This is a genomic window from Nesterenkonia lutea (assembly GCF_014873955.1).
Lineage (GTDB): Bacteria > Actinomycetota > Actinomycetes > Actinomycetales > Micrococcaceae > Nesterenkonia > Nesterenkonia lutea.
Map to the genome: position 1 here is coordinate 1,873,195 of NZ_JADBED010000001.1, position 20,886 is coordinate 1,894,080.

General features: G+C 66.7%; 13 protein-coding genes. 7 read left to right on the forward strand and 6 right to left on the reverse strand.

Annotated elements, in window-relative coordinates; translation table 11 throughout:
• Positions 1–73 precede the first annotated feature (73 nt).
• The 3 genes from H4W27_RS08545 to H4W27_RS08555 all read left to right on the forward strand — a co-directional run bounded on the left by H4W27_RS08545 (position 74) and on the right by H4W27_RS08555 (position 3,854).
• A complete protein-coding gene (locus H4W27_RS08545; protein ID WP_192595549.1) occupies positions 74–1,660 on the forward strand; it encodes a phosphotransferase in 1,587 nt (528 codons plus the stop codon).
• Positions 1,661–1,886: 226 nt separating this feature from the next.
• A complete protein-coding gene (locus tag H4W27_RS08550) occupies positions 1,887–3,119 on the forward strand; it encodes an MFS transporter (protein WP_192595550.1) in 1,233 nt (410 codons plus the stop codon).
• A gap of 45 nt (positions 3,120–3,164) precedes the next feature.
• Positions 3,165–3,854, forward strand: a complete 690-nt coding sequence (locus H4W27_RS08555) for a TenA family protein (protein WP_192595551.1) — start codon at positions 3,165–3,167, stop codon at positions 3,852–3,854.
• A 7-nt stretch (positions 3,855–3,861) separates the two neighbouring features.
• Here the strand turns inward: H4W27_RS08555 and H4W27_RS08560 are convergent, their stop codons facing one another.
• The 4 genes from H4W27_RS08560 to H4W27_RS08575 all read right to left on the reverse strand — a co-directional run bounded on the left by H4W27_RS08560 (position 3,862) and on the right by H4W27_RS08575 (position 14,619).
• Positions 3,862–6,813, reverse strand: a complete 2,952-nt coding sequence (locus H4W27_RS08560) for a DEAD/DEAH box helicase (protein ID WP_192595552.1) — start codon at positions 6,811–6,813, stop codon at positions 3,862–3,864.
• Positions 6,810–7,208: a (deoxy)nucleoside triphosphate pyrophosphohydrolase gene (locus tag H4W27_RS08565; protein ID WP_192595553.1), complete on the reverse strand. Its 399-nt coding sequence runs from the start codon at positions 7,206–7,208 to the stop codon at positions 6,810–6,812. Before H4W27_RS08565 ends, H4W27_RS08560 begins: the two co-directional genes overlap by 4 nt.
• A gap of 62 nt (positions 7,209–7,270) precedes the next feature.
• Positions 7,271–10,942, reverse strand: a complete 3,672-nt coding sequence (locus H4W27_RS08570; RefSeq protein ID WP_192595554.1) for an ATP-dependent DNA helicase — start codon at positions 10,940–10,942, stop codon at positions 7,271–7,273.
• A complete protein-coding gene (locus tag H4W27_RS08575) occupies positions 10,939–14,619 on the reverse strand; it encodes an ATP-dependent DNA helicase (RefSeq protein ID WP_192595555.1) in 3,681 nt (1,226 codons plus the stop codon). The genes H4W27_RS08570 and H4W27_RS08575 overlap by 4 nt, the downstream gene beginning before the upstream one ends.
• A 78-nt stretch (positions 14,620–14,697) precedes the next feature.
• On the opposite strand from H4W27_RS08575, the gene H4W27_RS08580 reads away from it, so the two are divergent.
• A complete protein-coding gene (locus tag H4W27_RS08580) occupies positions 14,698–15,483 on the forward strand; it encodes a 3'-5' exonuclease (RefSeq protein ID WP_192595556.1) in 786 nt (261 codons plus the stop codon).
• On the opposite strand, the gene H4W27_RS08585 is transcribed toward H4W27_RS08580, so the two are convergent.
• Positions 15,461–16,333, reverse strand: coding sequence for a formylglycine-generating enzyme family protein (locus H4W27_RS08585; protein WP_318782243.1), 873 nt, complete (start codon positions 16,331–16,333; stop codon positions 15,461–15,463). The genes H4W27_RS08580 and H4W27_RS08585 overlap by 23 nt on opposite strands.
• Positions 16,334–16,361: 28 nt before the next feature.
• Here H4W27_RS08585 and H4W27_RS13850 point away from each other — a divergent pair, with 28 nt between their 5' ends.
• The 3 genes from H4W27_RS13850 (at position 16,362) to H4W27_RS08595 (ending at position 19,428) form a co-directional block, all read left to right on the forward strand.
• Entirely contained in the window at positions 16,362–16,532 is a 171-nt protein-coding gene (locus tag H4W27_RS13850) for a hypothetical protein (RefSeq protein WP_318782244.1), read from the forward strand.
• Positions 16,533–16,607: 75 nt separating this feature from the next.
• Positions 16,608–18,251: a choline-sulfatase gene (gene betC / locus H4W27_RS08590; protein ID WP_192595558.1), complete on the forward strand. Its 1,644-nt coding sequence runs from the start codon at positions 16,608–16,610 to the stop codon at positions 18,249–18,251.
• Between the two features lie 133 nt (positions 18,252–18,384).
• Positions 18,385–19,428 carry a zinc-dependent alcohol dehydrogenase family protein gene (locus tag H4W27_RS08595; protein WP_192595559.1) on the forward strand — a complete coding sequence of 348 codons (1,044 nt, stop codon included), beginning with the start codon at positions 18,385–18,387 and terminating at the stop codon, positions 19,426–19,428.
• A 30-nt stretch (positions 19,429–19,458) separates the two neighbouring features.
• Here H4W27_RS08595 and hemL read toward each other — a convergent pair whose 3' ends face one another.
• Entirely contained in the window at positions 19,459–20,766 is a 1,308-nt protein-coding gene (hemL, locus tag H4W27_RS08600; RefSeq protein ID WP_192595560.1) for a glutamate-1-semialdehyde 2,1-aminomutase, read from the reverse strand.
• Positions 20,767–20,886 lie beyond the last annotated feature (120 nt).

The following is a 20,886-nucleotide window of genomic DNA, read 5'->3' on the forward strand; positions in this document are numbered from 1 at the left end:
AAATCCGCGTGATTTCTGGAAAACGCCGTGGCTCGGCGCCGGTGGAGGGCTCTGACCCCATACGCTGGTCCTCGTGCGATGGACTTCGATGGAACTTGCGGCCCTGGCGACCGCGGCAGTGCCGGGCCTTTCCCCCACCGGCGTGGCCGCGGCGGCTGATGACGCCCGCGACTTCACGTCCGCCGTCGTCATCGACTCCGAGGGCCACCGCTGGCGGATCCGCTCTCCTCAGCATCAGGAAGCGGCCATGCGTCTGGAGACCGAGCTGCAGGTGCTGCGCGGCTTCTCCACCGGCATCCGCGCGGAGCTGCCCTTCCGGGTCCCCTCCGTAGCCGGGGCTGTGCGCCGCGGTGAGATGCGCACCTTCGTGTACAACCATCTGCCCGGCACCTCGCTGGAGCTCAGTGACCTGACCAAGCAGTCCGAGACCGTCATCGATGACATCGGCCGGACCATCGCCGCCATCCATGACCTCGACGATGCAGTCGTGGACAACGCCGATCTGCCCCGATACTCCGCCGAGCGCTACCGGCAGCGTCGGCTCAACGAGCTGGACCAGGCCGCGACCACCGGAGAGATCCCAGCTCTGCTGCTGCGCCGCTGGGAGCACGCCATGGAGGACCGCGAACTGTGGCGGTTCTCCCCCTCCGTGACCCATGGGGACCTGCATGAGGACTCGCTGCTGATCGAGGGCGAGCGCGTCGTCGCGGTCACCGGCTGGACCGACCTGCACAGCGGAGACCCGGCGGATGACTTCGCCTGGCTGACCGCCGCCGGCGATGCTGAGTTCACCGAGAAGGTGCTCGCCGCCTATCACCGTCACCGCACCGGGCAGGCCGATGAGCACCTGATGCGCCGCGCTGCGCTGACCGCAGAGTTCGCGCTTGCCCAGTGGCTGGTCCGCGGCCATGCCAGCGAGAACCCGGAGATGGTCACCGAGGCCAAGGTCCTTCTGGAACAGCTCAAGGTCGACATCGAGACCTACGGCGGCCAGCCGATCTCGCTGACCCCGATGGAGGGCGAGGAGCCGCAGGGACCCGCCGAGGTCCAGGATTCACGTCCCGTGGCCCGCGCCGGCGCCGCGGCGACGGTGGCTGACACCGGCGAATGGGCGGAGTCTGGAGAAGACGACGACGAGCCCGCCGTGATCACCGACTCCCCCGCTTCCGGGCGGACGCCCTCGGGGGACGTGATCCCAGCTGCCGATCGTGAAGAGGTCATCGACGATCCCGACGCCACCGGCAGGGTCCCGGCGTTCCATCCGAGACCGCAGCCGGCCGAGGACGCCACCGGTGCGATCTCCCCGGTCACGGATGTGGATGAGGACACAGATCTGCCGATCCACGCCGATGAGACCTCGGAGCGCCGGGCCAAACAGAAGAACTTCTTCCCCAGCTCGGCCAGCTCCGCAGCGTCGGTGGAGTCGGCCAGCTCGGCACAGTCGGTGGAATCGGCCCACTCGGCCGCATCCGCGGACTCGGCCCCGTCAGCTCCCTCCGCAGACTCTCCGGACACTGCAGGCTCTTCGACTTCCGATGACTCTCAGGACTCGGCGGGCTCAGCTGCGGCGTCTGCCGAACCTGAGCCAACGGACCAGGACGAGCACGGGGATGAGTCGATCTATCAGCGGCACCCCGGGCTGCGCCCGCCGACCTCCTGAATCTGCTGATTCACTCCTCTCAGAGACCTCACCGCTGAGGCCCTGATCCTTCAGAACGCTTTGAGTCTGACCCTCAGTGCCGAGGTGCTGCGTCCGAACGGGAATGAACCCCGGCTGGGCTCAGTTGTCGGGTGAGTGTCTTCTCCCGATCCATCAGACTCTGAGGCCACATCTGCGCCGTGACGGGCGCACATTCACCCGACCGGCAGCAGCACAGGATGACGATATGACCACGGCAAATCACAGCACAGCGGAGCAGACCCCCGCCAGGCCCAAGTACACGCGCAAACAGGTGGCGCTGGCCATCCTCGCACTGTCCATCGGCGGCTTCGCCGTCGGGGTCACCGAGTTCGCGATCATGGGCCTGCAGCTCGAGGCCGTGGAGGACCTGGGCATCACGATCCCCCAGGCCGGCCTGTTGATCAGCGCCTATGCCGTGGGTGTGGTGATCGGCGCGCCGATCTTGTCCATCCTTGGTGCCAAACGAGAGCGCAAGTCCTATGCACTGCTGCTGCTTGGCGTCTTCGTCTTCGGCCATGTGCTCAGCTTCTTCGCGCCGAACTACGAGACGATGCTGGTCGCCCGGTTCCTCTCCGGACTGCCCCATGGGGCGTACTTCGCCGTGGCCGCTCTCATGGCCGCTGAGATGGCTGGCCCGACCAAACGCAGCCGCGCGATCGCCGTCGTCCTGGGCGGTCTGGCCATCTCCAATGTGCTCGGCGTGCCGGTGGTCACGGCGCTGGGTCAGGAGTTCGGCTGGCGCTGGATGTTCGTCTCCGTGATCGTGCTGGCGCTGATCACCATGGCCGCCGTGGCGCGCTACGCCCCGCGGCAGATGCCCCCCGCCACGGCGACGATGCATTCAGAGATCAAGGGGCTGAAGAACAAGCGGCTCTGGGTGGGCATCATGCTCGCCGTGGTCGGCTTCTCCGGAATGTTTGCGCTGTACTCCTATATCGCCCCGGTCAGCACCGAGATCACCGGATTCGATCAGAGCGCTCTGCCCTGGATCGTGGGCCTCTTCGGCTCCGGCATGGTGGTCGGCAACTTCGTGGGCGGCTGGGCGGCGGACAAGTCCGTGCTGGGCACCGTGGTCGTGGCGATGGGGCTCGTGGCGGTGTTCATGGTGCTCTTCGCCTACACCGCGCACATTCCTGTCCTGATGCTGATCTTCCTCTTCCTGGTGGGCGTCTCGGCCAGCGCCTTGGGCCCGTCCATGCAGACCCACCTGATCGACACCGCCCCCGATGCGCCACAGCTCGCGGCCTCGCTGCATCACTCTGCCTTCAACGCCGCCAACGCTCTCGGAGCCTTGGTGGGCGGGCAGGTCATCGCAGCCGAGATGGGTCTGCGCGCCCCGAGCTATGTGGGCGCCGGCGCCGCTGTGCTGGGTGTGGGCGTGGCTCTCTATGCGATCCGACTGACCCGCAGGATGAAGACTCCGCGTCAGGCGATCTGAGCTCCGCGCCGCCTCAGAGCGGGCGGGCCTCGGTAGGGTGATGCCATGAGTTCAGCCGAGTCCTTACCCACGACCGCCGACGTCGCACCGGAGAGTTTCGCTGGGCAGCTCCGGCTGGCTTCGGCAGCGGAGTGGGATGCCTCAGTGCATCACCGGTTCATCGACGAGCTCTTCGCCGGAACGGTCAGCGACGAAGTCCTGGCCCGGTATCTGGTGCAGGACTACCAATTCTTCGACGCGTTCGTTGCGATGCTCGGCGCATGCGTGGCCACCACCGATTCGAAGCCGGCCCGACTGCGCTTCGCCGCCCAGCTCGGGATGCTCGCGGCCGATGAGGACGGATACTTCCAGCAGACCTTCGCTGAACTTGGGGTGCCTAGTTCCCAGATCACCTCACCCGAGCTGGCCGAGCCGACGAAGGATTTTGTCGCCCAGATGTGGGAGGTGGCACAGTCTCGGGACTATGCGGACCTGCTCGTGGTGCTGGTCATCGCCGAATGGCTGTATCTGGACTGGGGCGAACGCGACCTCCCGCTGCCAGCCGAGCCGAAGCACCGGGACTGGATCGATCTGCACCGCGGTGACGACTTCCGCGCCTGGACTCAGTTCCTGATCGACGAGCTCAATCGTGCAGCCCCGCCGCTGGAGTCCGACGACGGCGCTCGATTGTCCGAGCGGTGGAAGCGGATCGTCGGGATCGAGCGGGCGTTCTTCGACGCTGCATACTCACGTTAAACCGGACTCACACGGTTAGGGTGGGATGAAAATAGTCATAGAGACTATGGGGGACGGGTTCGTTGAAACGCAACAACATGCGTACGACTGGCAAAGGCATGCCCCCGTTATCCGGCATGGTGGTCTCGACGGCGTCCTCGGACTGGGCCTGTCCTAAATAGAAGAAGTCGGTCCCGTCCGCGTCGTCTCGTTTCACGAAAACATGAAGATCGACTGAGTTGTCTACGATTGCTCGGACTTCACCACTGGCCAACGAACGACGGCTACGGGTGAACCACCTCAGGACACTGGGGTTAATCAGCTCGTCTTCGTACGCCACACTAGCCTCTACGTCGTGCCCCTTATGCAGTGTCACAAAGACCGGGCACTGACCAGAAGCCACGTCTGTTCTGTAGCCGTACATCGTCGACGCATTGCTCCGGTCCCAGCCCAATAACCGAGCAGCGTCTCGCCGCGAATATCTCATGCCCGGGGTGAAAGGACGATCGTGCAGGTACGCCTGGTTAACGTGGCTGGCGGTCTTTAGCACGTCGTCCACTGAGTCCTTGAATTCCGACGATGCCCGGTACGCCTGAACAACTTGGGGTACGAGACGAAAATTGCCACCGGGTGTGCGCTCTGCCAACGGCGTCCCGTATCGTGTTCGATCCCCTTGGTTGTAGCCCTCCAACGTAAATGTCGCTTGGGCACTTTTCAGTAGGGCCGGGTCCGCCGGCAGGTCCTGCTGATTTAGTGCGTGTTGCAGGTCCTCGTCAGAGACTTCATCCCGCTCGAGGAGCCTACGCAGCAGGACTGCCTCATGCAGCCGCTTAGCAGGCAGGACTTCATGAGAGAGGAGGCTAAGTGCCCTCGATTCAGCGGGCAATAATCCAGCCGAGGCCTTGATCGTCTTGGCTAGAAGTGCTGGAAAGTGTGCGAGGCGCGTCGCTAGCACCACTGGGTCTACCGAGTCGTTCTCGACAAAATCCCACAGCCGCGGTACCCGACCTAGCCGTTGCTGAAGCAACTCAATTTCCGATCGCAACTGGCGGAGGTGGTCCATCTTGGCCGCCGCGATCGCACGCAACACTCGAGCTCGAGCGATCTCATCGAATCGAACGCTCGACATGCCAGGGAGGACACCGTCTTCCTCCGCTGAGTTCAAATTCTTTCGCAAAGACTCCTTATTCATCGACTTATCACCGAAGAGCGCGATGGGGATGAGGTAGTTGTTCGCGTAGTTGCCAATAAAATCGATGACAGTGAGATGGTCTTTGCCGGGCGCTTTGCGCAGCCCCCTGCCAAGCTGCTGCACGAAAATAATGGCCGATTGAGTCTGTCGCAGCATGATGATCTGGTTGATTGACGGGATGTCGACACCTTCGTTGAAGATGTCCACCGTCAGAATGTAGTCGAGTTCACCCCGCTCGAGCCGCTCGACGGCGTCTTCCCGTTCTTCGATGGAATCGTCTCCCGTCAATGCCACGGTTCGTAGACGACGTCCGTTGATGGAGATCTCGTTCAGCTCGGTAGCGAGCGCGTGCGCTTCATCCTTTCGACTGCAGAAGACGAGGCCTCGAATCTGAACACCCTGCTGGGAGTAGTTGTTGATGGCTTCGGTAATGTGGGACGCCCTTGTCGCCCCGGTCAGACGACGAAGGTCAGTATCTGCCGAAACAGTAGAGCCGTCCTCGAAGACTGCGTCGGCTACGCCGAAATAATGGAATGGACTGAGCATCTCAGCGTTCAACGCGTCATCGAGTCGAATCTCGTAAGCGACGTTGTAGCCGAAAAGCTCGTAGATGTCGGCGCCGTCGTTACGCTCCGGAGTTGCCGTCATCCCTAACGCGAAATCCGGGTTCAAGTAGTCGAGCACGCGACGATAGGTGGCCGCGCCGGCGCGATGCACTTCATCTACAAGTAGGTAGTCGAAGTCGGTAGGCGACAGCTGCTGCAGAACTTCTCGTTTGGCAAGGGACTGGACAGTGGCGAAAACGTATCGTCTGTCCAGTTGCTTCACGTTGCCTACGAGTTTTCCGAAGTCCTCGCTATCACCCCCGAGGACTCGTTGGTACTCCGACATTGCCTTGTCCAATATTTGCTCGCGGTGAGCAACGAACAACAGTCGCTTGGGAGAAGCGGCAAGCACATCGAGGGCGGACAGGATGGTCTTACCCGTGCCGGTGGCAGAAATGACGAGGGCCCTCCGCCGTCCCTCCAGACGCATGGCTTCGATAGCCTCAAGCGCTTCTACTTGCATAGCGTTCGGTCGGACTTCCTGCCGCAAAGCTCCAACCGAACCGGGGTCGTCCACTTCCCCTACGGACACCACGTTGATTCGCGAAGTCGGTCGAACCACGGGTTGGACAGCGTCGAAATCCTGCCGGTAGGCGTCAATCCACGAGGAACTTAGCGGGTTCGTGGAGGCGAACTCGTGCGCAATGAGAGCCGACAGCTGCGCGGCTAGCTCGCTATCCGGCCCCGCGGAGACCTTCATATTCCACTCATGGTTCCGAGTAAGAGCAGATTCAGTAAGGTTGGCGCTTCCAACGAGAGCCGTCACGCTCTTATCGTGCTGAAATACGTAGCCCTTGGGATGGAATGCGCGCGAATTATGGAGTCCCACCTCCACGTCGATGCCGATGTCCTTCAGGTGCAGGAGGTCTTCAAAGGTGTTGGGTGCGTTGAAATTTAGGTAGTTCGAGGTGACGATGCGCCCGTTTCCCTCGAAATCGAGGAGGTCCTGCTTGAGCATCGCCAGTGCGCCGGGAGTGACGAAAGCCACCGAGAAAAAGAAGGAGCGACTTTGCCTCAGTTGTTCACGAATGGTCCGCAGGACGGTGCTACCCATCTTCCGGTTGTTTAAGACCAGTTCCGGGGAGTACCTACCTAGTCCTGTGCCCTCTGCGGTGATGAACCCCCGATTGACGTCGCGCGCTAGTTGACTCTCCGCATAGACCAAATCGGGGCGGTTGATCATGTGGTGAAAGCCCCCCGAATTAGCTCAATGGCCGGGATATCCGCGGGAGCCCATTCAAGCTCATCCAAGTCTTCGGGCTTGAGCCACACCACTTCAGCGTGCTCGGTGAGGCGGGGCGTGCCAGCTGTGAGCTCACAGAAAAACGTGGTCAAAGTGACGATACCGAAGTCATACTCGTAGGTCGTGGTTGTGATCCTGTCGCCGACGGCCACCGTGCACTCGAGTTCTTCGGTGATCTCACGCTGCAGGGCTTCGCGTGGTGTCTCGCCGGTCTCGACCTTCCCCCCGGGAAACTCCCAGAGATCGGGCAAACTGCCAGCGGGTCCCCGCTGGGCGCAGAGAACCTTGCCGTCATCGACGATCACTGCGCCAACAACATTGATTTCTTTTTTCACGCGCCCCCTTTAGTGCCATCTTCATGTCAGTGTCCGTAGGACATCCTATTTAAGTTTCAGGCTCATATCCCGAAGTGTTGCCGGGCCTCCCGGATGTGCTGCTCCAGCGCGTCCTCCTCCGGAAGATTGGCCCCCGGCACAGTCGCCCCGTGCTCCACGTAGAAGAACGACGCCTCGATCTGTTCCAGGGGAACGCCATAGAGCCGGTGGAAAGCCAGCCGGTATACGGCGAGCTGGATCTGCTTCTCCCGCAAGTCCTTGCCTGTGGGCACCATGCCGGTCTTCCAGTCGACCAGGTCCCAGGTGCACTGCTGCATCTGGGCATTGCGCTCCTCAGCCGGCTTCAGCTCCCACCTTTCGAAGTCTGCGGCGGTGAGGTCCCGGCCGGCGGCGGCCTTCCCGAAGATGGCGTCGATGCGACCACGGATGACCACACCGTCCAGTGTCGTCTCCACCGGGATCTCCGCGGCGTAGAGGCGGCGCTGGGCCCACTCGGTCTGGATGAATCGTGCTTTCACCGTGGCCAGATCGAAGGCGTCATCCAGGTCCTCGTCGCCCCGGTTCGGTTCTTCGATCCCGGGCAGGCGGCTCCGGGTCTCGTAGAACTCCTCGATCCACTCGTGCATCACCGTGCCACGGCGGGCGGCCTGAGAGGGTTTGACCGGCACTGGCCGCCGAGCGAACTCCGCCATGGATTCGGCATTGCGTGCCATGCCCACCACCCCGGAGACGCTGATGTGGCCGGGGAACCGGGGCTTGCCGGTGCCCCGCTGCTGCGTACGCGCCCGGTCCACCACCCATTCAGCCTCCTGCTCCCAAGGAGTCAGCGGCAGCGCATCTGCGCCAGAGGCGGGTGATCGTTCGGCGAGCACCTCCTCCACCAATTCTGCGGCGCGGGTCAACGCCTCACGGCGTCCCGGCCGGGTCTGAGGCGCCTCCACGGCGATCATCTCCGGCAGCCTGGTCTCTCCCTCAGGAGCGGACCGCTTCCGATATCGACCGATGGGAAGCGGAGCCAAGGGGTCATAGGGCCATTGCGCCCCGAAGAGATCATTGCCGACAGGATTGTCCTTCATGTCCGGGATCTCAGCCCATTCCAGCGCAGCCCCTGCATCCCCGAATCCGTCAGCGATCTCACGGATCTCGAGCAGGAACTCCGAGGGCTCCTTGCCGGCCGCCGTCCCGTAGAAGCAGGCCCCGGTGCACAACAGCAGCGCCCTGGCCCGGGTCACCGCGACATAGGCCAGGCGGCGCTCCTCTTCTCGGCTGAAGTCCCTCACGTCCTGGGTATAGACGCAATTCTCTTCGGTGAACTGCTTCCAGCTGCCGATGCCGGCGGCCACAGCCCAGGAGCGAATATCGGGCTGCTCGGACTCCCACTGCGGGATGCTCCGGCGGTCTCCGCGCAGCGGGGCGGGCAACATGCCGTTGCTGCCGGTCCAGCGGTCGGCCTTCTTGCTGGGGAACTTCTCTTCCCGCAGACCGGCGACGACCACGACATCCCATTCGAGTCCCTTGGAGGCGTGGATGGTCAGCAGCTGGATGGCACCGGGGGTGGGCTGGATGTCTGCCTGTTCCAGGCCGCGTTCCTTCTCCTCCGCGGCGTCCAGCCAGTCCAGGAAGCTGCGCAGATCTGGGGTGGTCTCCGTGGCGGCGTAGCTTTCGGCCTGATCGATCAGCGCATCGAGCTGGCGGGCGGCGTAGTGCTGCTCCTCCCAGGGACGGGCGGCGACCTCGATGTCCAGCCCCGTGTCGCTGACGATGCGCTGGATCAGCACCCCCAGGTCCAGCGTGGCCCATTGGCGCAGTCGACGGATCTGGTCCCGTGCCAACAGCAGCCGGCGGTGGCCCTCCGCGGAGAGTTCCAGGTGCTGGGCCTGGGCGGGTGAGTCCTTCAGTCGCTCCAGGGCCTCCACGAGGGAGGCGCGCTCGTCCATCTCGAGTTCTGTGGATTCGTAGCGGTCCTCGGCGTCGGTCTCGGCTGGGACCTGAGTCTGGGAGTCATCGGCAGAGGCCGCCCCTGCAGACTCCTGGGCAGCGGGCATGCGCTGGCGCAGACCCTCCAGGTCCCGGGCCGACTGCTGCAGCCGGATCAGGTCGCGGGGACCGATCCGGTAGCGCGCACCGCCCAGAATGCGGATCAGCGCGTCAGAGCGCCCCGGATCGGAGATGACCCGGAGGTAGGCCAGCACCTCGGCGACCTCGGGGGTGCTCAGCAGCCCGGAGAGACCGACCAGCTCATAGTCCAGGCCGGCGACACGCAGATGCTCGGCGATGGTCTCCAGCTGGGCCCGCGTGCGGGCCAGCACGGCGCAGCTGGGAACTCGACCCTGGGAATCAGGTTCCAGCACGGCCGCCAGCTGTTCGGTGATCGCCGCGGACTCTTCGACCTCGGAGGTGTACCAGCCGTAGCGCACGGTGGCGGTGTGCGCGCCCTGAGGTGGACTCAGCGGCTTCAGCTGGGCGCGCAGATGCGCGTTGTGCTGCCTCCACGGCTTGTCCTGTGAGTCTGCGGTGTCCGGCCGGAAGGGAGTGACCAGACGGTTGGCCACATCGAGGATCCGCTCGCCGTTGCGCCAGGCCACTGTCAGCTGCAGCAGCTCCGCGGGCCGGCGGCCCCCGGCGTCGGTGTCCAGTGCGGGGAAGGACTGCGGGAAGTCGAAGAGCTGCCCGGCCGAGGCCCCGCGGAAGCCATAGATGGACTGGTTGGGATCCCCGACTGCGGTGACCGCGTGTCCAAGTCCCCCGGCTGAGCCCCCAGCCCCGTAGAGGCTGCGGAAGAGCGCGAGCTGGGCGTAGGAGGTGTCCTGGAACTCGTCGAGCAGCACGACCTTGTACTTCTCGCGCTCGGCCTCCCCCGCACTGGGAACCTCCAGCGCGATCTGCGCGGCGAAGCGCAGCAGGTCCCCGTAGTCCATGAGACCTTCAGTGAGCTTCTTCTGCTGATACCGACGCACCAGCTCGGTCATCTCCCGGCGGACCCGCAGCGCACGGACCAGCTTGGCCTGTTCAGTGGTGGGCTTCGCGCCCGCCTCCTCCCATGCCTCGACCCGCGCCAGCTCGGCATCGAGGTGAGCCTCGACTGCCTCGGGCGTCTGCAGGTGCTCCGCGCAGTCCCCCGCCAGGCGCATCACGTATCCGGCGAGGCTTCCGGCGGACTGATCGGACTCCACGAGCACATCGGCTCGGTCGTAGGCACTGACCAGCTGGTGGACCAGCTGCCAGGCCTTGGCCTCCCCGATGAGCTGGGTCTCCGGTTCCAGACCGATCTGCAGGCCGTATTCGCTCACCAGAGCGTTGGCATAGGAATGATAGGTGGACACCGACGGCGCCAGCAGCTCGGAGATGTCCGCGTGCTCCACCGCAGTGGAGACCTCCGTCGGCATGACGTCCTCGGGGGAGATCAGCTCGGCCTCCAGCAGCTGCTCCAGCTTGCGGGTGATCCTCTCGCGCAGCTCCCCGGCGGCTTTGCGGGTGAAGGTCACCCCGAGGATCTGATCTGGGCGGACGATCCCGTTGGCCACGAGCCAGACCACCCGATCGGCCATCGTGGCCGTCTTCCCCGAGCCGGCACCGGCGACGACGAGCCTGGGGTCCAGCCCCGATTCGATGACGGCCTGCTGCTCGGCGGTCGGGTAGTGGCGCCGCTCGGCGGGGGTGTCGCGCTGCAGCGCGTCGGCGATGTCCCGGGCGGTGTACCGGATCGTCTGCCGGATGGTCTCGGTGGTGCTCATGGCTGGGTCACCTGTTTCGTGTTCTCGCACAGCGGGCAGAGCGCCCCCACCAGACAACGCTGCTGGTTCGGTGCGTGGTAGGCGGCAAACTCGGCGCCGGACATGGCGCGCGCCGCCTGGGTGAGCTGCTCCATCGGCCAGCTGTCCTCGGGGCCCAGCGGGTCCTGCTTCTGGAGATCGGTCTTGGACGTCACGGTGGTGCCCACATTCAGCAGCGCTGCGCCATGTCCCGCTGAGGTGGTGGGGGGAGACTCCGTGTCATCGGAAGACCCTGCGTCATCGGCCTCGGCGAGCGCCCGGTCCACCGCGCCCAGGGCCACGAGCAGCTGGTAGGAGCCGAGCTGGCCGTGGGTGGGGATCTCGGCCTGGGTCGGCTTGTGCTTGCCGGTCTTCAGATCGATCACAAAGAGCTCCCCGGTCTCGGTGCGCTCCACTCGGTCGATCACACCGCGGATCAGCACGGTTCGGGTCTCCGGCTCTCCCCACGTGCCCGCTTCGCTCACGGGGATCTCGAGCGTGGCCTCGACCTGCAGCTCGCGGGCGATGACTTCGCGGCCCTCACGCTGCGCCGTCCCGAAGTAGCCGGCGAGCTTCTTGAGCATGACCTGTGCGCGGTTGCGATCCTTCTCGGTCTCCCAGCCCTCCTCGCGGCCCAGGCTGTCCCAGCGGGCGTCGAGCTCGTGGTCAAGCACCTCGAGCTGGGTCTCGGTGGGGTGGTGTTCGGCGATCTCGTGGATCAGGGAGCCGAGCATGCGGCTGAAGTCGGTGGCCTCCACTCCCCCGGCGGCTCCGGTGAACCATTGCAGGGGTGATTCGATCGCGTTCTGCACCGACGACGGGGACACGCGCACCGTGTCCTCAGCCTCCAGCAGCGGCTCCGTGGTGCTGAGTTCGGGCAGACCCCACCAGGTGCTGGGCTCGGCCCCGCTGAGTCCGCCGTCGGCCAGGACCGCGAGGGCCCGGGCCGCCGCCTGGCGCTGGGTCTCGGTGCTCGCCTCGGAAGCGCTGTTGGGCCCGGGCCCGCCGGCTCTGCGGGGAGCCGATCCGGCGGCGTCGTCGTCGAGTTCGGCCTGGATGCTGATCTCCAGATGGCGGCGCAGCTCCGCGATCAGCCGGGGCGCGGTGATGGGCCGCGGAATCGCCGCACTGCGCGCTTCGCGCTCCCCCGGTGGGACCACGAGATCCAGCAGCAGCGAGGGGCTCTCCTCCTGGGCATGGACGGCCACCGCGTAGAGCCGATTCTTGGCCCGGGAGACTGCGGAGGCGAAGAGCCGGTACTCGTCCTGCAACACGTTCATCCGTTTGACCAGCAGCGACTGGGCGGAGGCTTCGGCTCGGCCTTCGACCACGTCCACGAGGTGTCCGCTGCCGAGCAGCTGGCCGCGCGGGTTCAGGTTGGGCCAGGCGCCCTCCTGGAGTCCGGTGAGGATGACGGTGTCGAATTCGCGGCCTGCCGCGCTGGCGGGGGTGAGCACCTCGATGGCGGCATCCCCGGCCGAGGTCTTGGCCAGGGTGTCCATGGGCAGTTCAAGCCGTTCGATATGGTCCACGAAGCTCAGTGCCGAGGCACCGGGATTCTGGTCCGAGAAGCGCTCAGCGGCCTGGAAGAGGGCCATCACCGCGTCGAGGTCCTGGTCTGCTCGCCGGCCCTCGGCGCTCGCGCGGCGGGTCAGACCCGCCCAGTGGCGGCTGACATCGGCGGCGTTCCAGATCTCCCAGAGCAGCTCCTCGGGTCCGACCGAGGGCGAGGATGCGGCACGGCCGGCGGCGAGCATCACCGCGACCCGTTCAAGTCCGCGGGTCAGGTGCTGGAAGCGGGTCTGGCGGCGGACCTCGCTGAAGACCGGATCGGCGACATCATTGGCCGCAGCCACCAGCAGGTCATCGGAGCTGCGCGGTTCGGCGGGGGCGGGCTCAGTGGGCTCGGACCCGGTGGGCTGGGACTCGCTGGAGCCGGACTCGGCGGGGCCGGGTCCCACGGGGCCCGATGCAGTGGGCTCTGGCGTCGTGCGGATCCGCCGGCGCTCCTGGCCGCGCAGCACCTGGCGCAGACTGCGCAGGGTCATCGAATCGGTCTCGCCATAGCGGCTGGTCAGCAGGGCCAGCACCTCGGGCAGGGCGACGGGGTGCTCGACCTCGGGATCCTTCTGCCCGGCCACCAGTCGGAGCACGCGCAGCAGCGGCCCCACGGCAGGCTCCTGGTTGAGGATGACGTCACTCATGGACTGCCGGACTGGGACGCCCTGGGTCTGGAACATCCGGACCAGGCGCTGCAGCAGCGCACCGTTGCGCGCGATGACCGCGATCTGATCGAAGGGCACTCCGTGGCGATGATGCCGGTCCAAGACCTCTTGGAGCACGAACTGTTCGGCCAGGTAGTCTCCGGGGACGATCTCCACCGCACAGGAACCGCGCTGATCCTCTGCCGCAGGCTCCTCGGCCTGTGTCGGAGCCAGCTCCTCGGTCTCTGTCGCGGCCGGGTCACGGACCGCTGGTGCAGCGTGCTCTGCGCGGGGGCTGCTGAGCAGCTCCAGCCAGCGCTGACGCGGCTGCTGCGGACCGGCGGGAGCGATCCTGCGCAGTGCCCTGGCATAGGCCTTTCCGACCTCGGGAGCGATCCTGTGGTTCTGCTCGAGGACCATCACCTGCGGGTCGACTCCGGGCAGCCCACCATGCGGGTCCGGGGTCATCGCTCCGGAGATGCTGCGCCGGATGATGCCATCGATCTCCGCATCGGTCTCCGGGTTCAGGCCCAGCACGCTCTCCGCGGTGACCCGGCGAGGAGACACGGTCCAGCTGCGCAGCTTGTCCGGGCGTGCGCCGCGGAAGCCCTGGACGGCGGTCTCGGCATTGGCGAAGGCCAGCACATCGGCCCCTGCGCCGATCAGCCGGAGCAGCCGGTACACCGAGGGGGTAGCTTCCTGCAGATCATCGACGACGATGCGCCGCAGCCGCTGCCGCTCGGTCGCGAGGAAGTCGGGGTTCTCCTCGAGCAGGTTGCAGGCCTCGTTGATCAGCCCTGCCGGATCGAACGCATCGGCGTTGGCGCCGGCATCGAGATCCTCGCGGTAGCGCTCGTAGAGCTCTGCGGCAGCGGCCCATTCTGGTCGCCTGCACTGCTCGGCGAGGCCGCGGAGCTGTTCCGGGGAGACCCCGTATTCGGCGGCGCGGTCGAAGAGTTCGCGGATCTCTTTGCGGAACCCGTCGGTGCCCGCTGCTTCCTGCAGCGAGGCCGGCCATTCGATCAGCGGCAGCCCGCCGGATCCGCCCGCCGCCAGCAGTTCGCGGATGATGCTGTCCTGCTCCGCGCCGGAGAGCAGCCGGGGCCGGCGCGCCTGGAAGCTGAGGATCTCCCGGCGCCTGGCCTCCCCGAGCAGCCAGAAGGCGTAGGAGGAGAAGGATCGCGAGGGCTGTTCGGAGAGGGAGCCGCCGCGAGAACTGGTGTCACGCGCCGCCCAGGCTGACTCGATCTCATTTCGCAGGACCGCCGAGGTGGCCCGGGTAGGCGAGAGGACCAGCAGCCGCGAGGAGTCCTGGCCGGACTCCAGGTGGCGCAGCGCGAGCTCAGCCACCAGCGTGGACTTTCCGCTGCCGGGGCCCCCGAAACTGAGGATCGGCCCATGTCCAGCGCGAGCGGCGGCGTCGAGCACCTGCTGCTGAGACTCATCGAACTCCATGATGCTCATTCAATCAGAGGGGGTGGACACGACCGGCTGCCGCGGCGCCATGTCCCACCTGCGCGCTACCGTAGTGTCATGGCCGAGACCCCCGCACTCTTCGAGATCACTCCCAGCACCGACTCCTGGCACACCCGGCGTCGCGTCGGGTTTGACCTGGAGACCACGTCCCGAGACCCCCGCGTGGCCCGGATCGTCTCTGCTGCGCTGGTGATCTTCGACGCCGAGGTCGAAGGACAGGCTGCGGCGGACTCGGACTCGCGCGCGGCCCCTGGCCCCGCCGGCCCCGGCCCCACCGAGCGCGTCGTCCGCACCCGGGAGTGGCTGGTCGATCCCGGGGTGGAGATCCCCGCCGAGACCACCGCCATCCATGGCATCTCCACGGAGCATGCCCAGGCCAACGGGCAGCCGGCGGCGGAGGCGGTTGCGCAGATCACCACTGCCCTGGCGCAGGAGTTCGCCGAGGGCAACGCCGTGGTCGTGATGAACGCCCCCTATGACTTCACTGTGCTCAAATACGAGGCGCAGCGGCACGGGGTGGAGTTCCCGGAACCTGTCGGGATCATCGATCCGCTGGTGATCGACAAGCAGGTGGACAAGTATCGACGCGGCAAACGCACGCTGAGTCACATGTGCATGCATTATGAGGTGGCGCTCGACGGTGCCCACTCGGCAGCCCCGGACGCCTGGGCCGCCGTGGAGGTGGCGGCATGTCAGGCCGGGAGGTTCCCCCAGCTCCAGATCCCGGCCACCGAGCTGCACCAGCTTCAGGCTGAGTGGAAGGTCGGTCAGTCCGCGGACCTGCAGGAGTACCTGCGCCGCACGCGGCCGGACGCCGAGGTCAGCCCTGACTGGCCGGTGTGAAGGCCAGCCGGAAACCGGTGTGACCCAGCGAGCTGTCGGCGGAGGCTGAGGTCCGCGCCGAGGTGCGGTAGCGCCTGCAGTAGGAGCTGTGGCACATATAGGATCCGCCGCGCATCACGGGCTCGGCGGATGCGCCGCGTGACCCCTGCGCGTCGGTCCCTGCGTCGGCGAGCTCCGAGCTCGTCCACTCCCAGACATTGCCTGTGGTGTTGTAAAGCCCGAAGCCGTTCGGCGCGAAGGAGCTCACCGGCTGGGTGCCCACCGGACCGTCGGCCGCGTCCGGGAACTCGCCGGGAAAGATGTTCATCCGGCGCTGGCCGCCGGGGTCACGGACATCCCCCCAGGGGTAGGGCTGCTGCTCCAGTCCCCCGCGGGAGGCGTACTCCCATTCCGCCTCGGTGGGCAGGCGGGCCCCCACCCACGCGGCGTAGGCCAGTGCGTCACGCTGAGAGACGTGGGTCACTGGGTGATCCTCCCGGCCGCGCACCTCAGATCCTGGTCCTTCGGGCGCGAACCAGGAGGCTCCCGGGACCTGCCGCCACCACGGCGTGGATGATTCCGGCGCCCGGGCCCGTGCACGCTGCTCGTCGGTGAGCAGACCCTGGAAGACCAGTGAATCCCCGTACCTCTCGGCATCTGTGACATGTCCGGTGGCCTGCACGAACCGTGCGAACTCGGCCACGGTGGCGGCGGTGGCGCTGATCGCGAAGCCCTCGAGATGCACCCTCCGCACCGGTCCTTCACCGTCGGAGGGGTAGGCCAGTGCCTCCTCGCTGCCCATCCGAAACTCCGCAGGGCCGAGCCCGATGAGCTGCAGCTGCGCGGAGGCCGCGGTAGCCAGCTGTGGCACCAGCGCGGCCTTCGCCGCTGAGTCTGTTGTGGAGCGCGCCGGCGTCGTCGTCGACCCGGGAGCGGTACGGCTGGGACCGCAGCAGGAGCCTGCCACCGGGTCTGATTCTGCGGTGCTCATCCTGCTGACCTCCTGGGCCGTCGACTGTCTCGAGGCCACCCACCAGGTTCGCTGGGTGGTTGCTGATGGTGCCCTGTAGCCTGGCCGGGCGTGCCGCTTGCACTCAGGCGCGCGAACACTCATTCCAGTGCTCACTACGAAGGAGGGACACACTATGTCTGACAACCAGAACATCTCACACCACACCGGAACCGTGTCCCCGCCGGAGCACGCATCCACCGTCTCGCCTGCTGCTGAGGTGTCCCCTCCCAACACTGTCTCACCTCCGAACATCGTGGTCATCCAGGCTGATCAGATGGCAGCCCAGGCGCTCGGCGCCTATGGCGACGCCGCGGCCAGGACCCCGAACATCGACGCACTGGCCGAGCAGGGCGCCGTGTTCGACCGCGCCTACTGCAATTCTCCGCTGTGCGCCCCATCCCGCGCCTCGATGATGACCGGTGTCATGCCTTCGGAGCTGGGCTGCTTCGACAACGGGGACGACTTCCCCTCCTCGGTGCCGACCTTCGCGCACCGCCTGCGTCATGTCGGCTATCACACTGCTCTGGTGGGCCGGATGCACTTCCTCGGCGCGGACCAGCACCACGGCTTCGAGGAGCGGCTGACCACGGACGTCTACCCGGCGGACCTGGACATGGTCCCGGACTGGACGCTGCCGCTGGATCAGAAGCTGCAGTGGTACCACGACGCCGACGCCGTCTTCTCAGCGGGCGTCTCCCGGGCCTCGGTCCAGCAGGACTTCGACGACGAGGTGGGTTTCCGCACGCTGCGCCACCTCAATGACCGGGTCCGCGCGAACCAGGCGGCCGCGTCCGCAGGTGAGCAGCCGCAGCCCTTCCTCATGGTGAGCAGCTTCATCCACCCGCATGATCCCTATGAGCCGCCGCAGGAGCACTGGGATCGGTTCGCCGAGGGCGAGATCCCGGATCCGGCGCATCCCGAGGTCCCCGACGCCGCGGAGGACCCGCACAGCCACCGGCTGCGCGCGATGAGCGGCTTCGATCTCCGCGACCCGGACATCGAGCAGGTCCGAAGGGCTCGGCGGGCCTACTACGCCGCGGTCAGCTACATCGATGATCACGTGGGCAGGATCCGCGAGCGCCTGGAGACCCTCGGGCTCAGCGAGAACACCGTCATCCTGGTGACCTCGGACCACGGGGACATGCTCGGGGAGAAGGGCCTCTGGTACAAGATGTCCCCCTATGAGCGGTCCTCCCGAGTGCCGCTCATCGTTTCCGGTCCGGAGCACCTGGTCCCCCAGGGCCGGTATCAGACCCCGGTCTCGCTGCTCGACCTGATGCCCACACTGGTGGATCTCGCCGGAGCACGCGAGCCGAGATCAGGCGGAGACTCCGTGCTGGAGATCGCCCGGCGCGAGCAGACGGGCGAGATGGGAACCGAGGACCGGCCCGTGATCATCGAGTACCTGGCCGAGGGGACCTATCGGCCGCAGCTGACGATCGTGCGCGGGCAGTACAAGTACGTGCTCTGCCCGGGTGATCCGGAGCAGCTCTTCGACCTCGTCGCCGACCCGGATGAGCTGTACAACGCGGCTCGCGAGCCCAAGCACGCGGGTCGGGTGGCCCAGCTCCACGGCGAGCTCGATGCTCGCTATGACCTGACCGCGCTGGAGGCCGGGATCCTGGAGAGTCAGGATCAGCGCCGCCTGGTCGCCGAGGCGCTCTCGATGGGCCGCATCCGCGCCTTCGACCACAACCCGGAGCCGGAGCAGCGCTATGTGCGCGGTGACTTCTGGAGCGCCCTGGAGTTCGGCACGATCCGGGACGCCAGCCGCTGAGTTGAGCTGACCAGCTCATCCATTGGGCGGATAAGGGTGGAATGACCGCTGAGGCCCCGCGTCATTCCACCCTTTTCTGCCCAATCGGTGCCGGGGTCCCAGTGCGCCGGGACCGACGGTAAGATCCATCCTCATGCGCGCCATGGTGATGACCGAGATCGCAGGACCCCTGAATGTCCAGGAGGTGCCCGATCCCACTCCGCCCCGCGACGGGGTCGTGGTGGAGGTCCATGCCACCGGACTCTGCGGCAGCGACTGGCATGCCTGGGCCGGGCACGAGGACATCGTCCTGCCCCACGTGCCCGGGCATGAGCTCGCCGGGATCATCTCCTCCGTGGGACCGGACGTGCAGAACTGGTCCGTGGGAGACCGCGTCACGGTGCCCTTCGTGTGCGGCTGCGGCGCCTGTGACTGGTGTCTGTCCGGCAATGCGCAGGTCTGCCCTGATCAGCAGCAGCCCGGCTTCACCGGCTGGGGTTCCTTCGCCGAGCACGTCGCGCTGCACGCGGCAGACACCAATCTCGTGGCGATCCCCGAGGCTGTCTCCTTCGAGGCCGCGGCGGCGCTGGGCTGCCGGTTCGCCACCGCATACCGGGCGCTGACCGCCCGAGCCGGCATCAGCGCCGGGGAATGGGTCACCGTGGTGGGCGCCGGAGGCGTGGGGCTGAGCGCGGTGATGATCGCCAAGGCCCTGCGGGCCCGGGTGATCGCGGTGGACCGCAGCACACAGGCGCTGGAGGCCGCCCAGGACCTCGGGGCTGATCACGTGGTCCTCGCCGAGGGTCAGGACGTGCCCGGGGCAGTCCGGGAGCTCACCGGCGAGGGCAGCCACGTGGGGATCGACGCGGTCGGCAGCGAACAGACCTGCGCGACCTCGATCCTGGGCCTGCGCCGCCGCGGCCGGCACGTCCAGATCGGTCTGCTTCCCACCGAGACCGGAATGTCTCAGGTCCCGATGGCACGCGCCATCGCCTGGGAGCTCGATCTGCTCGGCAGCCACGGCATGGCCGCAGCGGACTATCCCGGCATGCTGGCCCTGATCGCCGAAGGCACGCTGCGCCCGCAGGACCTCATCGAACGCGTGGTGGGACTTGAGGAGGCGGCCACGCTGCTGCCCGATCAGCCCAGGGCAGCGACCCCGGGCATGACGATGATCAACCCCAGGCTCGGAAGCTGAGCCGATCCTTCAAACCTGAAACCTGAATCCTCAGGGTGTGGCCTGCGCGGCGGCCTTCGCGGCGCCCGGCAGCGCTTCCAGGATGCGGCCGATGGCGGCGTCGTCGTGGGCGGAGGAGAGGAACCAGGCCTCGAAGACGCTCGGCGGCAGATAGACCCCGGCGTCAAGCATGGCGTGGAAGAACGGGCCGTAGCGGAAGGCCTCCTGAGCCTGGGCCTGCGCGTAGTTGTGCACGCCCGTGGCGGCGGTGCCGAAGGCCACGGAGAACAGCGACCCGACCTTCTGCACACTGTGATCGACTCCGGCGTCGTCCAGGGCGGCGGTCAGCGCCTCGGCCACCAGCTGGGCCTTCTCATCCACGTGGGTGTAGACCTGGGAGGTGGCGTTGAGCAGGGTCGCGACCCCGGCGGCCATGGCCACGGGATTCCCGGAGAGCGTGCCTGCGTGATAGACCGGCCCGGTGGGAGCCAGGTGTTCCATGATCTCCCGACGTCCGGCCAGGGCCGCCGTGGGAAGCCCCCCGCCGATGACCTTGCCGAAGGTGAACAGGTCCGGCTCCCAGCCCTCGACCCGCCCAGAGGCACCCCAGTAGCCCGCCTCAGTGATGCGGAACCCGGTCATGACCTCGTCGAAGATCATCAGCGCGCCGTGGCGCTCGGTGATCTCACGGATGAGGGCGTTGAAGCCCTCCTCAGGGGCCACCACACCCATGTTCGCGGGAGTCGCCTCGGTGATCACGGCGGCGATGCTGTCACCGTGCTCCGCGAAGACCTCTTCCAGGGCGGCGCGGTCGTTGTACTCCACCACGATCGTCTCCGAGGCCTGTGCCTGGGTCACCCCGGCCGAACCTGGCAGCCCGAGGGTGGCCACGCCGGAGCCGGCGGCGGCGAGAAGCCCGTCGGAGTGCCCGTGATAGCAGCCGGCGAACTTCACCACAATGTTGCGCTCGGTGATCCCGCGGGCGAGCCGGATCGCGGTCATCGTGGCCTCGGTGCCGGTGGAGACCATGCGGATCATCTCCGCGCCGGGGACCCGGCTGCGCACCAGCTCGGCCAGGCGCGCCTCGGAGGGGTGGGAGGTCCCGAAGCCCAGTCCTGCATCCACGGCGGCATGGACCGCGGCGATCACCGCGGGGTGCTTGTGTCCCAGCAGCGCCGGGCCCCAGGAACCCACCAGGTCCACATACTCGGTGCCCTCGGCATCGGTGAGGTAGGGGCCCTCGGCGGAGACCATGAACGCCGGGGTGCCTCCCACCGAGCCGAAGGCGCGGACCGGGGAGTTCACTCCCCCGGGCATGAGCGTGCTGGCGGTGTCGAAGAGTTCCTGATTCGAGGTCATCGGGACGCAGGGTCCTTTCAGCTGACCGGCGGGAAGCCGGCGTCGGTGCGGGAGGGATCATAGGGCTCGGCGGGAGCATCTGAAGCCGCCTTGGTGTTCGGGCGGATCGGCTCCTGCGCC